Consider the following 13,534-nt stretch of genomic DNA (forward strand, 5'->3'; position numbering starts at 1 on the left):
TCAGGCGGTGCGCGAGGTCGCGGCGACGGCGAGCGCGTCGAGGGCGGCGCGGGCCTCGACGGCGATCGGCGCGTCAGCGATCGCGGTGCGTGCGGTGGCGGTCCGCTCGGCGATCCGCTCCTCCACCCGCGAGCGGGCGCCGGTGTCCTCGATGAGGCGGCGCAGCGCGTCGAGCTGGTCGGTCCCGCAGTCGGGGTTGCCCAGGCAGGTGCGCAGCAGCTGCCGGCCCTGCTCGTCAGCCTCCTCCTCGGCCAGCGCGATGAGCAGCGTCTGCTTGCCCTCGCGCAGGTCGTCGTCGGCGGACTTGCCGGTCACCGACGGGTCGCCGAACACGCCGAGGACGTCGTCGCGCAGCTGGAACGCCTCGCCCAGCGGCAACCCGATCGCGGTGTAGACGTCGGCCGCACGCGGGCCGGCGCCGGCGATCGCGGCACCGAGCTGCAGCGGCCGCTGCACGGTGTAGCCGGCGCTCTTGTAGCGGGCCACGGTCAGCGCCCCCTGGGCTCCGGGCAGCCCGCCGGCGGCGCGCAGCAGGTCGAGGTACTGCCCGGCGGTCACCTCGGTGCGCATCGTGTCCCACACCGATCGGGCGCGGGCGAGGGCGGCGGCGCTGATGCCCGAGCGGCGCAGCAGCTCGTCGGACCACACCAGCGCGAGGTCGCCGACGAGGATCGCCGCGCCGACGCCGAAGGTGTTCCCGTCGCCGGACAGGCCGCCGTCACCGTGCCGCGCGGCGAACCCGACGTGCGTGGCCGGGCGGCCCCGGCGGGTCACCGCGCCGTCCATGACGTCGTCGTGCACGAGGGCGCTGGCGTGCACGAACTCCAGCGCGGCGACCGCGCGGAGCACCGCGGCGTCGTCCTCGGCCGGGCCGCTGACGTCCTCGGTGACCCCGCGCCAGCCCCAGTAGGCGAAGGCCGGGCGCAGCCGCTTGCCGCCGTCGGCCAGCGCGCACACCTCGTCGACCACCGGCTCGAGCACCGGGTCCATGCCGGCCAGCGTGGTGCGCTGCTCCTCGAGGAAGCCGGTGAGCGCGGCCGCGACCGCGCCGCGGACCCGGCCCAGGTCGGCGGCCGCGAGCGGGGGCGGCAGGGGGCGGACCACGGACTCCTGCTGTGCCGCCCCGGTGATCACCCGACCAGTATCGCCCCATCGAGTCGTGCGCGTCCTGCCCGGGTTCCTGCCCACGGGACCTCCTGTCGCTGAGGGAGCACTCGCAGACACCTCTTCTCCCGGGACCGCCCGGGCGGATGCAGGGCAGCGGCGCGTTCCGCACGTACCCTCGGGACCCGTGACCCCAAGCGTCCGCGAGCTGCTCGCCTCGTCGCGGCCCACGTGGTCGTTCGAGTTCTTCCCGCCCAAGTCGCCCGAGGGCGAGGCCCAGCTGTGGACGGCGCTGCGGCAGCTGGAACGGCTGCAGCCGTCGTTCGTGTCGGTGACCTACGGCGCCGGTGGCTCCACCCGCGAGGGCACGGTCGCGGTCACCGAGCGGATCGCCGCCGAGACGACGATGACCCCGCTGGCGCACCTGACCGCCGTCGACCACTCGGTCGCCGAGCTGCGGCACGTGGTCAGCCGGGTGGCCGCCGCCGGGGTGCGCAACCTGCTCGCGCTGCGGGGGGACCCGCCCGGCGCCGACCCGCAGGCGGAGTGGGTCCGGCACCCCGAGGGGCTGGAGTACGCCTCGGAGCTGGTCGAGCTGATCCGCTCGATGGGCGACTTCTCCGTCGGCGTCGCCGCCTTCCCCGAGCGGCACCCGCGCTCGCCGGACTTCGACACCGACGTCGAGATGTTCGTGCGCAAGTGCCGCGCCGGCGCCGACTTCGCCATCACCCAGATGTTCTTCCGGGTCGAGGACTACCTGCGGCTGCGCGACCGGGTGGCCGCCCACGGCTGCGACGTCCCCGTCATCGCCGGCGTCATGCCGGTGACCAACGCCCGGCAGATCACCCGCATCGTGCAGCTGTCGGGGCAGGCATTCCCCGAGGAGCTGGCCGCCCGCTTCGCCGAGCTCGACGGCGAGTCACCGGAGCAGAGGGCGGCGGTGCGCGCCTACGGCGTCGAGGTGGCGACGGCGATGTGCCGGCGGCTGCTGGACGAGGGCGTGCCCGGCATCCACTTCATCACCATGAACCGGTCGACGGCGACCCGCGAGGTCTTCACCAACCTCACCGGCGCCGGCACGTCGGTGCCCTCGACGCTGGCGGTCGGCTAGCGCGGCCCGGTCAGACGGTGACCGGGCCGCCGGTCTCCAGCAGCTCCGCGGTGCGCCGGGCCGCCCGCCGCAGCGCCTCGCGCTCGGCGGCGTAGCCGCCCAGGACGCCGACCACGGGCAGGTTGGCCAGCGCGCGGGCGCCCAGGCGGCCCTTGGGCCGGGCGTCGAGCGCCTCGTCGATCCGGCTGAGCAGCCGGGCGGCCCGCCAGATGGTGCGCGCGGCGCCGCGCAGCCCGGCGCGGTCCTCGCGGACCCCCAGCGCCGCCTCGGTGTAGGTGCCGCGCACCCGCTCGAGCAGCGGGCGCACCCGCTCGGCGGGCAGGTCGCGGGCGAGCAGCACCCGCGAGAGCAGCGACACCCGCTCGGCGGGGTCGGCGACGCCGTGCTCGCCGGCGACACCGAGGACGACCAGCGACTGCACCGCCGTCCCCACGGTGTTCTGCAGGGGCAGCAGGTCGGCCAGCCGGCCGGCCAGCCGCGGCAGGCCGCCGGCCACGGCGGCCACCCGGGAGACCCGCTCGGCCCACCAGTCGACGCGGTCGGCGGCCGGCAGCTCCGCCGGGCGGCCCAGCCGCTGCACGAGGGGGGCGGTCAGCCGGTCGAGCCGGCGCAGCACGTCGACGACCACCGCGTCGCTCAGGGGAGGGGCCATGACCTGCGCATACCCGGTGCCGCGCCGGCATCACGTCGCGGCGCTCGTACCGTGGCGCGCATGTCGGGACACGGGCGGGCCCGCCGGTGGGCGGTCGTCGCCGCGCTGGTCGCCGTCCTGCTCGCGCTGCCCGCGCTGGTCGGCGCGCTGCCGGCCGAGGACGCCGACGTCCCGGCCGCCGAGCTGCGCGCCGCCGCCGTGGCCAGCGCCGGGGTGGCCTTCTCCGGGTACGCGGTGTCCGCCGGCGGGCTGAGCCTGCCGGTGAGCGAGCAGCTGCCCGGGGTCGCCGACCTGCTCAGCGACCGGACGGCGATGCGCGTCTGGTGGCGCGGGCCCGACGAGCACCGCGTCGACGTGGTGGGCGCCGCGGGGGAGACCGGCGTGCACACCGACCCCGGCGGCACCTGGACGTGGGAGTTCGAGTCGGCCACGGCCCGCCGCGACGCCCCGGCCGCGCTGGCGCTGCCCGCCCCGCCCGACCTCGTGCCCGCCGCGCTCGGCCGCCGGCTGCTGTCGGAGGCCACCGACGACGAGCTGTCGCGGATCGGCGCCCGCCGGGTGGCCGGCCGCGACGCGCTCGGCCTGCGGCTGGTGCCGGCCGCGCCCGCCGCGTCGGTGGCCCGCGTGGACGTCTGGGTCGACGGCGGCACGGGGCTGCCGCTGGCCGTCGAGGTGGTCGCCGACGGCGCGACCGTCCCCGCGCTCGACACCCGCTTCCTCGATGTGGACCTCGCCACCCCGCCGGCCGGCGTCGTCGCCTTCACCCCACCGGCCGAGGCCCGGGTGCTGCCCGGCGAGGACACCGGCGGCCTGCTGCGCGAGGCGGCCGACCGGGAGCTCTCCCCGGTCCGGCTCCCCGCCGAGCTGGCCGGCCTGGCCCGGCGCGCGGTGGACGGGGCGCCGGCCACGGTGGGCCTCTACGGCAGCGGCGTGACCCTGCTGGCGGTCGCCCCGCTGCCCGGCCGCCTCGCGGCAGGCCTGCGCTCGACGCTGGCCGCTGCGCCCGGGGCGGTCCGGGACGGGTCCGGCACCCGCATCACCGCGGGCCCGCTCGGGCTGGTGCTCGTCGAGCCGCCCCGCAGCGGCGCCTACCTGCTCGTCGGCACGGTCACCCCCGACGCGCTCGCCGAGGCCGCCGCGACGCTCACCGGGGCACCGTCGTGACCTCCGTGGTGGTCACCCGCGGGCTGGTCAAGCAGTACGGCCGGGTGCGCGCGGTCGACGGCATCGACCTCGACGTCCGCGCCGGCGACGTCTACGGCTTCCTCGGCGCCAACGGCTCGGGCAAGACGACGACGGTGCGCATGCTGCTCGGCCTGGTGCTGCCCACCCGCGGCGAGGTGGAGCTGCTCGGCGGCCGGATGCCGCGGGCCGGCCGGCGGGTGCTGCCCCGGGTCGGCGCGCTCATCGAGGGGCCCGCCCACCACCGGCACCTCTCCGGCGCGACGAACCTCGCGCTGCTCGACGCCGCCGGCCCGGGCGGACGGCGCCGCGACCGCAGGCGGCGGGTCGCCGAGGCGCTCGACCAGGTCGGCCTCGGCGGGGTCGGCCGGCGTCCGGTGGGCGCCTACTCCCTCGGGATGCGGCAGCGCCTCGGGCTGGCCGGCGCGCTGCTGCGCCGTCCGGAGCTGCTGGTGCTCGACGAGCCGACCAACGGCCTGGACCCGCAGGGCATCCACGAGGTCCGCGAGCTGCTGCTCGACCTGCACCGCGACGGGACGACGGTGTTCCTCTCCAGCCACCTGCTGGCCGAGGTCGAGCAGCTGTGCACCCGGGTGGGCGTGCTCGACCGCGGCCGGCTGGTGCTGCAGGACCAGCTGGCGACGCTCACCGCCCCCACCGGCGCCACCGTCGTCGACACCCCGGCGCCCGAGCGGGTGCACGCGGTGCTCGACGGGCGGGTGCTGGCGACCGACGGCGGCCGGGTGGTCGTGCGCGGGGCGGACCCGGCGGAGGTCAACGCGCTGCTGGTGGGCGCCGGCGTGCCGGTGCGCGGCCTGGCGTTGCAGCGGCCGACGCTGGAGGAGGTGGTGCTGGCCGCGGCGGGCGCCAGCACCGACCGGGTGGAGCGGTCGTGATCGGCGTCGAGCTGCGCAAGACCTTCGGCCGGCCGCGCACCTGGACGACGATCGCCGTGCTCAACGCGCTGCCGGTGCTGGTGGCGGTGCTGCTGCGGATCACCGACCTCGCGCCGCGGCCGGGGGAGGGGCCGCCGTTCCTGTCCGCCGTCCTCACCAACGGCCAGCTCTACCCGCTGGCCGCGCTGGCGATCGTGCTGCCGCTGTTCCTGCCGATCGCCGTCGCGGTGGTCAGCGGCGACGCCGTCGCCGGGGAGGCGCAGGCCGGCACGCTGCGCTACCTGCTCGCCCGCCCGGTCGGCCGCACCCGGCTGCTGGTGGCCAAGCTGGTCGCCGTCCTGGCCTTCGTGCTCGTGACGGTGGTGGTGGTCGCCGCGGTCGGCTACCTGGTGGGCACGCTGCTGTTCGACGCGCAGCCGGTGGCGGCCGGGACGTCGGTGTCGGGCACCTCGCTCACGGCCGAGCAGCTGGCCGGGCGGACGCTGCTGGCCATCGGCTACGTCGCGGTGTCGATGCTGGGCGTCGCCGCGTTCGGGCTGTTCTTCTCCACGCTCACCGACTCCCCGCTGGCCGCCGCCCTCGGCGCCCTGGCCGTGCTGGTGACCTCCTCGCTGCTGCTCACCCTGGACGCCGCCTCGCCGATCGCGCCGTACCTGCCCACCCGCTACTGGCTGGCCTTCGTCGACCTCTTCCGCGATCCGGTCCTGTGGCGCGACGTGGTCCGCGGGCTGGCGCTGCAGGGCGTCTACGTGGGCGTGCTGCTCACCGCGGCGTGGGCGAACTTCACGACGAAGGACGTCACCAGCTGACGGCGCCCCGCGCGCGGGAGGCGGCCTCCCTGCAGGGGCCCGCCGCGAGCCTGCGAGCGGTGGGGGAGGGAGGTCCTTCCACTGATCGTGGCGGGCCCTCAGCCGCCGAGGCGGGCGCAGTCGGCCGGGCCCAGCTGCACCGGCTCCCCGGCCGCCAGCTCGGCCAGGACCATCGCCTGCACCAGCGGGTCGCGCGGCAGCTGGCCGTGGGCCACCCGGGCCTGCGCGCACACCGACTGCACGGTCAGGTTGAGGGCGCCGGTGAGGCGCGCGGAGTCCGGCGGGGTGACCGTCTCGTCCTGCGTCGTCCAGATCGACACCCACGTCGGCCCCTCGGGCGTCTCGTCGCCGGCGTTGAGGCCGGCCAGCAGCGGGCTGCCGGTGGTCAGCTGCCGGCAGGCCTCCGGGCACTGGCCCGGCGCCACCCGCTCGGCGAGGTCGGCCAGCGTGGTGCCGTGGTGCGGGGAGCCGAGGGTGAGCACCCGCCGGGCGACGCCGGCCCCGCCGTCGGCCGCCCACACCCGCGCGATGACGCCGCCGGCGGAGTACCCGACGACGTCGACGCTGCCGGCGCCGGTGCGCTCCAGCGCCGCCCCGGCCGCGGCGTCGAGCGCGGCGGCGGAGAGCGCGAGGTCGCCGGTGCCGCCCTCGGGGACGTCGACGACGGTGGCGTCGCGGCCCTCGGTGGTCAGCCGCTGGGCCAGCGACGCCAGCGACCCGGCGTTGCCGCCGTAGCCGGGCACCAGCAGCACCGGCCCGGGCTCCTCCTGCGACACCGGGTCGGCCGGCGCCGGGGTGTCCGACCCGCGCACGACCAGCAGCGCGGCCGCGGCGGCGAGAGCGGTGACGAGCAGCGCCAGCAGGACGAGGACCAGGCGGCGGCGGGCGGGGGACAGGCCGGCGAGCACCTCCCCACTGTCCCCGGTGCGCGCGAGGCGCTGCGGGAGACTGCGCCCGTGCTGAGCCGCGACGAGTACCTCGCCGAGTGGTCGCGGTGGCACGGCGGCACCGACCCCGCCGGCAGCCGGCTGGTGCACGGCTGGCTGACGCTGGCCTACACGCTGGCCCGGTCGGTGGCGTGGCTCCCCCCGCTGGGGGCCACCGCGCTCGGCCTGCTCGTCGCGCTGGCCGCCGTCGGCCCGGCGGTGGCCGGTGGTGCGTGGCTCGTCGTGGCGGGCCTGCTGGTCGGGCTCTCCGGCCTGCTCGACTCCCTCGACGGCGCGCTGGCGCTGGCCGGTGGGCGGGCCTCGCGGCGCGGCTACGTCCTGGACTCCGCCGTCGACCGGCTGACCGAGGCCGGCTACGCGGTCACCCTCTGGGTCGCCGGGGCGCCGGGCTGGCTGGCCGCGCTGTTCGGTGCGCTGTGCTGGCTGCCCGACTACCTGCGTGCCCGCGCCGGGCAGGCCGGGGTGGCCGAGACCGGGTCGATCTCGGTGTGGGAGCGGCCCACCCGGGTGGTGATGACCGGGTTCACCGTGGGCGGTGCGGGCATCGTCGCCGCGGCCGGGCTGACCGAGGCGGCCGGGGTGGCCGACGTCCCGGCGGCGGTGGTGACCGCCGGGGCGGCCGTCGGCTCGCTGCTCGGGGTGGTGGGGACCGCCCAGCTCGGGTTCTCGCTGCGCCGCGCGCTGAGGGACTGACGCCCGTCCGGAGGAGGCTGTGCCGGCCGGCGCACTACGAGGGTCGGCCGCCGTCGACCCGGAACACCTCCGTCTCCGGCGGCCCCGCGAACGTGAGGCCCACGTCCTGGAAGAGACCGGCGAGTTGCTCCCCGAGTCGTTCCCGGACCGACATCGCCTGCTCGTGCGTGTCCCAGAGGGAGAAGACCACCTCCCTCTGCTCGTAGGAGCTGGGGACGCCCTCCGTGATGCGTTGCTCCTCGGCTCGGATGAGCTCCTCGTAGTCGGGGTCGTCCTCCGGGACCATGAACCAGGCCCCGCGGCACCCGTCGAGTCCGGCGACGAGCGCGAGGCCCGCCGGCTCCTCCTGCACCTCACTGCGCCGGATGGCATCGAGGTGTCTGAGGTTGTCGACCCATCTCTGCTGGTGCTCGACCCGGAACCTGTACCTGCTCAGTCGCGCGTACACCTCGACCTCCTCTCCACCCGGCAGGTGCGCGAGTGTGGCACCGGGGCTGCGGTGCGTCGAGGGCCGCGGGCCGGTGCTGCCTCCAGGCAGGCAGGTGTGCGGTGTGGGATCCGGAGGACGGGCCCGACCGTCCCCTCGGCGTGCTCGGTCAGGCGGTTGCGCTCCGTCTCCTCGTCGGCGGGCCCGTCCCGGGCGGCGGCGCCCGTCGGGGTGTGCGCCGGGGGAGGCGCTGCCTAGGGTGTGCGTGCGCCGCCGTCTCCCCGACCTCCCGTCGCCGCCCCACCCTCCCGCCGCCGTCCCCGCCGCCGTCCTGAGGAGCCCCCGTGCCCGTCGTCGTCACCGGCTCCATCGCCACCGACCACCTGATGACCTTCCCCGGCCGGTTCACCGACCAGTTCGTCGAGGGCCAGATGGAGAACGTGTCGCTGTCCTTCCTCGTCGACGACCTCATCCAGCACCGTGGCGGTGCGGGCGCCAACATGGCCTACGGCCTCGGGCTGCTGGGGCTCTCGCCGGTGCTGGTCGGCTCGGTGGGCAGCGACTTCGCCGACTACGAGGCCTGGCTGACCCGCCACGGCGTCGACACCCGGGACGTGCGCTGGTCGGAGCTCAAGCACACCGCCCGCTTCGTGTGCACCACCGACGCGGTCAACAACCAGATCGCCTCGTTCTACTCGGGCGCGATGAGCGAGGCGGGGCAGATCGAGCTGGCGCCGGTGTGCGCGCGCGTCGGGGAGCCCGACCTCGTCGTCGTCGGCCCCAACGACCCGACGGCGATGGTGCGGCACACCCGCGAGTGCCGGGAGCGCGGCACCGCCTTCGCCGCCGACCCCAGCCAGCAGCTGGCCTGGGCCGACGGCGAGATGATCCGCGACCTGGTCGACGGCGCCGAACTGCTGTTCACCAACGAGTACGAGTCGGCCCTGCTGCTGCAGAAGACCGGCTGGTCCGACGACGAGGTGCTCGCCCGGGTGGGCACCTGGGTGACCACCCGCGCCGCGCAGGGCGTGCGGGTGCGGCAGGCCGGCGCCGAGACGATCGAGGTCATCGCGGTGCCCGAGACCAAGCCGGTGGAGCCCACCGGCGGCGGGGACGCCTTCCGCGCGGGGTTCATCGCCGGCCGCACGTGGGGGCTGGGCCTGGAGCGGGCCACCCAGCTGGGCTCGGCGGTGGCCACCGAGGCGGTCGAGGTGGTCGGCACGCAGGAGTACGAGCTGCGCCGCGAGCCCTTCCTCGACCGCTTCGCCGACGCCTTCGGCCGCGCGGCCGCCGACGAGGTCGCCGCCTTCCTGCCCTGACACCGCGGTCCTACCGGACCGCACCGCGGCCACGTGCTCTCCCCGAGCTGCGCTGAGCCCTGCCACGGCGTCTCGACCGGGAGCCTCCGGCCCCGCGGTCGGTCCGCCGTCCTGCGCCGGGCGGCTAGCCGCCCCGGACCTGCTCGCCGATCGAGGGGTCCTGCGCCCAGGTGTCGTAGGGGATGCGCGGGATGGTGCGCACCTCGCCGATCGTCGACCACTCGTTGCCGCCGAGCCGGGCCAGCGGCCGCAGCTCCTCGATGCGCGGCCGGCCGTCGCGGACGGCGGACTCGTACACGCTGATCCACTCGACCCGCCCGAAGACGACGGTGCTGTCACCCAGCCGCAGCGTCGAGTGCAGCGTGCACTCGATGGCCACCGGGGACTGCGCCACCCGCAGCGCGGCCACCTTCTCACTGGGCTCGAGCCGGACGCCGGTGTGCTCGGCCTCGCTCTGGTCGGACGGGAAGTCGGTGCCGGTGGCGTTGGCCTGCTCGAAGAGCTCCTCGGGCACCAGGTTGACGGTGAAGTCGCCGGTGGCCTCGACGTTGGTCAGCGAGTCCTTGCGGCCCACCGAGGTGAACTGCACGACCGGCGGCCTGACGCAGGCGACGGTGTAGAAGGAGTGCGGCGCCAGGTTGTGCACGCCCTCGGCCGAGCGGCTGCAGACCCAGGCGATGGGCCGGGGGACGACGACGGAGTTGACGACCCGGTAGAAGTCCGACGGCTTCATCGCCGCGGGGTCGAAGGTCGTGCGGGCGGGGGAGTCGGCCGAGGTCACGCCCCATCCTCGCCCGGGTCACCCGACCGCGCGCCCGCGCCAGGTCAGGGTGCCGCGACGGTGCCCGCGCACCGACCCGGCCAGCAGCACGTCGAGCGCCAGCAGCGACACCGGGTGGGCCAGCGCGTCGGGCCACACCCGGCTCCCGGTGGCCGCGGCAGCCACCACCCGCCCGGCCACCCCGGCCAGGTAGCCGGCCAGCCCGGCGCGGGAGCCGCCCAGCGCGGCCAGCGCCGGCACCACCCCGACGGCGGTCAGCACCGCGGCGGCGGCCAGCCCCGCGGCCGGCGACCCCCCGACCGAGGACCACAGCGACTTCCCGTAGCCCTCGCGCATCGCCGCCCAGCCGTCGTACATCCGGCAGGTGGCCAGGTCGGCGCCGGCGGCGGGGACGGCGCGGCCGCCCGCGCGCTTGACCGCCCGGGCCAGCGCGACGTCCTCCACCACCTGGTCGCGCACCGCGGCGTGCCCTCGGGCACGCAGGTAGCCGCGGCGGGTCAGCGCGAGGAACTGGCCGTTGGCGGCGGTCAGCGACGGCCGCGGCGAGCGCTCGGCGGCCCGCAGCGGCAGCGTGGTCAGCCACAGCCAGGGCGACAGCGGCTGCACGAGCCGCTCGGCCGCCGACACCGCCACCGGCCGCGGCCAGGGCGAGACCAGGTCCAGGCCGTGCGCGTCGAGCAGCCAGGCCGCGGCGGCGAGCGCGCGCGGCGCCAGCCGGACGTCGGCGTCGACGAACACCAGCACGCCGTCGTCGGCCGTCTGCGCGCCCACCCAGCAGGCGTGCGGCTTGCCCAGCCAGCCGTCGGGTGGCGGCGGGGCGGACAGCAGCCGCACCCGCCGGTCACCGACTCCCCGGACGACGGCGGCCGTGCCGTCGGTGGAGCCGTCGTCGACCACGACCACTCGGAGGTCGGGCACGCCGGCCGAGGCGAGGACGGCGGCCAGGCAACCGCCGATCGTGGCCTCCTCGTCGCGCACCGGCACGACGACGGTGACCGGCCGGGCCACCTCCGGCGGGTCGGCCGGCGCGCGGCGCAGCAGCCGGGCGTTGACCGCGGCGTGCGCGGCGCCCGCGACCGCCAGGCCGGACAGGACCCGGACGACCGGGCCGCTCACCGACGGCGGGCCTGCACGGCCAGCGTTCCCAGCACCGGCACCGCCAGGGCGGCGCCCCAGGCCGCGGAGCCGGGCAGGTCGAGGAAGGCCGCGTGCGCCAGCGCGCCGCCGAGGGTCATCCACCCGAGCACCAGCAGCGGTGCGGCGTCGCCGGTGCGCCGGCCCCCGGGCGGCGCGGTGCGGGCGACCACGAGGTCGAGCAGCGTCATGAGCACCAGGCCGGCCAGCAGCCAACCCGCCAGGTTGGTCAGCGGCACGGTGTCGATGCCGGGCAGGCCCGGCTGCGGGCGCGCCCACGTCCAGTAGCCGGCCTGCACCAGCTGCGGGTCGAGCACCACGTCCCACGCGGCGAACACCGCGGCCGCGACCACGACGCGCGCGGGCCGCTGCCGCCCGGGCCGCGCCCGCCGGGTGAGCAGCCGCGCCAGCACCCAGCTCGGCCACGCCATCATCAGCCAGGCCAGCGGCACCAGGAACGGGACGCCGAGCAGCGTGGGACCCAGCACGTCGCTGTAGGCGTAGGGGCCGTAGGGGAACCCGGTGGCCACCCCGACCGACTCGAACGCCACCGCGGTGACCGCCACCAGGCCCAGTACCGCCAGTCCGGTGCGCACGCCGTGCGCGGCGGCGGCCGAGGTCACCGACACCGCCGAGCCCAGCAGCACGATCGTCCAGGACACCGCGTCGCGGCCGCCACCGTCGGTCAGCGGGTAGGCGATCGCGGCCAGGACCACCGCCACGGCGAGGACCAGCGGCAGCCGCGCGGCCGGTGCCGCCGCCCGCCGGGCGGCCGCCGTCGCCGCACTCACCGGGAGCGGACGGCGCGCAGCGCCCGGCCGGCCCGGCTCCGGGCACGCGCGAGCGGACGGCGGTCGGCGAGCACGGCGCGCGCCGCCGTCCGGCCCGAGTTGCCCGACACGCCGCCGCCGGGGTGGGTGGAGGCGCCGGCGAGGTAGAGGCCCTCGAGCCCGGGCACGCGGTAGCCCGACAGCGCCGGCGTCGGCCGGAAGGCGAACATGCTGGCCAGGCCCATCTCCACGTGCATGACGTTGCCCCGCAGCAGCGACAGTTCCCGCTCCAGCAGCAGCGGCGTCTGGACGTACACCTGCTGCACCGAGTCGGCGAAGCCCGGGGCGAAGCGGTCGACCGCGGCCACCAGGCGGGCGGCCTCGGCGTCGGCGAGGGCGTCCCAGTCGCCGCCGTCGGCGAGGTCGTAGGGGTACCACTGCCCCCACACGGTGACCACGTGCTGCCCGGGCGGGGCGAGGGTGTCGTCGCTGGCGGAGAACGACATCGCCAGCGGCACCGGCTCGCGCGGCAGCCGGCCGGCCAGCCAGTCGCCGTGCGCGGCGGCCAGCTGCGCGCGGTCGGTGCACAGCAGCTGCAGTCCCTGGGCCGACACGGCCGGGTCGACGCCGGGGTAGGCCGGCAGCGCGTCGGTGAGGCAGCGCAGCACCAGGCCGAAGCCGTTGCCCACCGGCGGGGCGGCGGCGGCCAGGGCCGGCGGGGCGTGCGCGCCGGCGAGGTCGCGGGTGGCCAGCACGTGGCAGGCGGCGACGACGACCGGGGCGGCGATCCGCCGTCCGGACTCCGTCTCCACGCCGGCGACCCGCCCGTCCTCGACCAGCAGGCGCGCCGCGCCGTCGCCGAGGGTGACCCGCCCGCCGTCGGACTCCAGCCGCCGGCGCAGCGCCTCGGTCAGCCCGCCCGAGCCGCCCACCGGGTGGCCCGGCGGGGTGTCGTGCAGCAGCGCCACCCAGGCGACCATCGCCGCGGTGCCGGGCTCCGACATCGGCGGGCCCGACTGCGCGCCGAACCAGGCCAGCGCCGCCTTGAGCCGCTCGCTGGTGAACCAGCGGTCGAGCAGCGCGTCGCCGGAGCCGAGGAAGTCGACGGCGAGGTCGCCGCCGGGGGTGCGCGGGGCGTCGCCGCTGGGCGCGCCGAGCGGCCAGAAGGCGCGGACCAGGCCCAGCGGGGTCGGCTGCCGGCCGAAGGAGTCGACGACGGCGCGGCTGCGCGGGCCCCACACGCCGACGAACCGGCGGTAGGCGGCGGCGTCGTCCTCCCCGCAGGCGGCGGCGATGGAGGCGCAGGTGGCGTCGAGGTCGACGGAGAAGACCAGCGGCCGGCCGTCGGGGCCGGGGTCGCCGGGCACCGGCGCGGGCGCGAAGCCCCACGGGTCGCAGTCGACGTAGCGCAGCCCGTGCGCGGCGAGGTCGAGCTCCTCGACGACGCCGCTGTGCCGGACGATGACGTGCGCGCTGGACCCGCGGTCGACCCGCACGCCGGGCCAGCGCTCCACCGTGGACACCGCGCCGCCGAGCACCTCGTCGCGCTCGACCACCTCGACGGTCAGCCCGGCCCGCGCCAGGTGGCAGGCCGCGACCAGGCCGTTGTGCCCCGCGCCGACGACGACGGCGTCGGCCACGGCACCGGCGACGGCATCGGCGACGGCGTCGACGCCGGTGTCGGCGGGGCGGCCGCCGGCCGGCACGCC

At 77.4% G+C, this 13,534-nt stretch carries 14 protein-coding genes; 6 read left to right on the top strand and 8 right to left on the bottom strand.

Annotated features, from left to right (window positions below):
• A complete protein-coding gene (locus LY71_RS05495; protein ID WP_245887686.1) occupies window positions 1-1,104 on the bottom strand; it encodes a polyprenyl synthetase family protein in 1,104 nt (367 codons plus the stop codon).
• A gap of 187 nt (window positions 1,105-1,291) precedes the next feature.
• Here LY71_RS05495 and metF point away from each other — a divergent pair, with 187 nt between their 5' ends.
• A complete protein-coding gene (metF, locus tag LY71_RS05500) occupies window positions 1,292-2,215 on the top strand; it encodes a methylenetetrahydrofolate reductase [NAD(P)H] (protein ID WP_106275971.1) in 924 nt (307 codons plus the stop codon).
• Window positions 2,216-2,225: 10 nt separating this feature from the next.
• Here metF and LY71_RS05505 read toward each other — a convergent pair whose 3' ends face one another.
• On the bottom strand, window positions 2,226-2,867 hold the full coding sequence (locus LY71_RS05505; protein WP_106275972.1) for a hypothetical protein: 642 nt from the start codon (window positions 2,865-2,867) through the stop codon (window positions 2,226-2,228).
• Window positions 2,868-2,927: 60 nt separating this feature from the next.
• On the opposite strand from LY71_RS05505, the gene LY71_RS05510 reads away from it, so the two are divergent.
• The 3 genes from LY71_RS05510 to LY71_RS05520 are packed head-to-tail and all read left to right on the top strand — an operon-like array spanning window position 2,928 to window position 5,754.
• A complete protein-coding gene (locus LY71_RS05510; protein ID WP_106275973.1) occupies window positions 2,928-4,031 on the top strand; it encodes a transcriptional regulator in 1,104 nt (367 codons plus the stop codon).
• Window positions 4,028-4,945 (top strand): ABC transporter ATP-binding protein, encoded by a 918-nt coding sequence (locus LY71_RS05515; RefSeq protein WP_211297158.1) that lies wholly within the window; start codon window positions 4,028-4,030, stop codon window positions 4,943-4,945. Before LY71_RS05510 ends, LY71_RS05515 begins: the two co-directional genes overlap by 4 nt.
• The gene (locus tag LY71_RS05520) at window positions 4,942-5,754 is read left to right on the top strand and encodes an ABC transporter permease (RefSeq protein ID WP_106275974.1); all 813 of its coding nucleotides are present in this window, start codon (window positions 4,942-4,944) and stop codon (window positions 5,752-5,754) included. Before LY71_RS05515 ends, LY71_RS05520 begins: the two co-directional genes overlap by 4 nt.
• Window positions 5,755-5,852: 98 nt before the next feature.
• On the opposite strand, the gene LY71_RS05525 is transcribed toward LY71_RS05520, so the two are convergent.
• Complete coding sequence (locus tag LY71_RS05525; RefSeq protein WP_106275975.1) at window positions 5,853-6,662, bottom strand: lipase family alpha/beta hydrolase; 810 nt, start codon at window positions 6,660-6,662, stop codon at window positions 5,853-5,855.
• A gap of 48 nt (window positions 6,663-6,710) precedes the next feature.
• On the opposite strand from LY71_RS05525, the gene LY71_RS05530 reads away from it, so the two are divergent.
• Window positions 6,711-7,394, top strand: a complete 684-nt coding sequence (locus LY71_RS05530) for a CDP-alcohol phosphatidyltransferase family protein (protein ID WP_106275976.1) — start codon at window positions 6,711-6,713, stop codon at window positions 7,392-7,394.
• 34 nt (window positions 7,395-7,428) lie between these two features.
• Here LY71_RS05530 and LY71_RS05535 read toward each other — a convergent pair whose 3' ends face one another.
• Complete coding sequence (locus LY71_RS05535; protein WP_106275977.1) at window positions 7,429-7,842, bottom strand: hypothetical protein; 414 nt, start codon at window positions 7,840-7,842, stop codon at window positions 7,429-7,431.
• 323 nt (window positions 7,843-8,165) lie between these two features.
• Between LY71_RS05535 and LY71_RS05540 the strand changes: the two genes are divergently transcribed.
• Complete coding sequence (locus LY71_RS05540) at window positions 8,166-9,140, top strand: carbohydrate kinase family protein (protein WP_106275978.1); 975 nt, start codon at window positions 8,166-8,168, stop codon at window positions 9,138-9,140.
• Window positions 9,141-9,264: 124 nt separating this feature from the next.
• Here LY71_RS05540 and LY71_RS05545 read toward each other — a convergent pair whose 3' ends face one another.
• Genes LY71_RS05545 through LY71_RS05560 form a run of 4 tightly spaced genes read right to left on the bottom strand, consistent with a single transcriptional unit; the run spans window position 9,265 to window position 13,531 of the window.
• Window positions 9,265-9,921 carry a flavin reductase family protein gene (locus LY71_RS05545; protein WP_211297159.1) on the bottom strand — a complete coding sequence of 219 codons (657 nt, stop codon included), beginning with the start codon at window positions 9,919-9,921 and terminating at the stop codon, window positions 9,265-9,267.
• An 18-nt stretch (window positions 9,922-9,939) separates the two neighbouring features.
• Window positions 9,940-11,037, bottom strand: coding sequence for a glycosyltransferase family 2 protein (locus LY71_RS05550; protein WP_106275979.1), 1,098 nt, complete (start codon window positions 11,035-11,037; stop codon window positions 9,940-9,942).
• Window positions 11,034-11,846: a carotenoid biosynthesis protein gene (locus LY71_RS05555; RefSeq protein ID WP_106275980.1), complete on the bottom strand. Its 813-nt coding sequence runs from the start codon at window positions 11,844-11,846 to the stop codon at window positions 11,034-11,036. Before LY71_RS05555 ends, LY71_RS05550 begins: the two co-directional genes overlap by 4 nt.
• The gene (locus tag LY71_RS05560; RefSeq protein WP_245887687.1) at window positions 11,843-13,531 is read right to left on the bottom strand and encodes a phytoene desaturase family protein; all 1,689 of its coding nucleotides are present in this window, start codon (window positions 13,529-13,531) and stop codon (window positions 11,843-11,845) included. The genes LY71_RS05555 and LY71_RS05560 overlap by 4 nt, the downstream gene beginning before the upstream one ends.
• Between the last annotated feature and the right edge of the window lie 3 nt (window positions 13,532-13,534).

Source organism: Geodermatophilus tzadiensis, from assembly GCF_003002915.1.
GTDB classification, from domain to species: Bacteria; Actinomycetota; Actinomycetes; order Mycobacteriales; family Geodermatophilaceae; genus Geodermatophilus; species Geodermatophilus tzadiensis.

Excerpts from the sequence above, each read along its gene's own strand:
- LY71_RS05505 (WP_106275972.1), bottom strand. The coding sequence starts at position 2,867 with ATGGCCCCTCCCCTGAGCGACGCGGTGGTCGTCGACGTGCTGCGCCGG.
- LY71_RS05510 (WP_106275973.1), top strand. The coding sequence starts at position 2,928 with ATGTCGGGACACGGGCGGGCCCGCCGGTGGGCGGTCGTCGCCGCGCTG.